We start from the raw sequence: 676 nt of genomic DNA on the forward strand, positions 1-676 counted from the left end.
CACCGACAGGGAATGTGCCGCCGCATGCCGGATGTGCTCCCGAAGCTGTTGCACCGCGGACGACTGGCCGACCAGACGGCTTTCCAGCAGGCGTGTCTGCCTGTCCTGCTCCGTCTGCTCAGCCGTCACCCTGCGCAGAGAATCACGCAGGCACTGGCTTTCTTTCTTATTGTGTTGCATCTGATGCAGCCGGCTGCGCTGGAGGGCAAATACCCGGAGCAGTTGCCCGGGTAACTCGCTGTCAAACCACCGGTGAAGCGTATCCTGTTCATCAAAGAGCCCCAGTACCCCGGTGATCTTTTGCGTGTCATCGCAGACAGGCAGCGCCAGCAGACCTGTCGTTACCTTCATGGTCATCAGCAGGTCGCGAAAACCCGCATGTTCGATCCGTGCGCCGCCGTGCAGGGTTCCCCAGAGATGCGGGGCGTTGTCATGTACCACGCCGGCCAGCGGGTGGCCAAAATCATCCACCGGCAACACCAGATGAAATGTTCCGCCAGGATGATACCCGGTACACGCCAGTAAACGTCCGCTGTAATCACACAGTCCCAGGATAACGCCCTGAGGCTGCCAGCATTCACGGAGAGTGGCGAGCAACCAGTCAGCCAGGGCGTCGTCATTGTCCGGCTGGATCAGGGATTTTGCAAACTGCAGCGCCTGTAGCATGTTCACCCTT

Annotated in this window: 1 pseudogene; it reads right to left on the reverse strand. The window is 59.8% G+C overall.

Annotated features, from left to right (window positions below):
* Positions 1-666 (reverse strand): annotated as a pseudogene (locus tag ADK28_RS04175) (sigma-54-dependent Fis family transcriptional regulator); the annotation flags it as partial.
* Positions 667-676: the final 10 nt, after the last annotated feature.

Source organism: Serratia sp. 506_PEND, assembly GCF_001076875.1.
Lineage (GTDB): Bacteria > Pseudomonadota > Gammaproteobacteria > Enterobacterales > Enterobacteriaceae > Serratia > Serratia marcescens.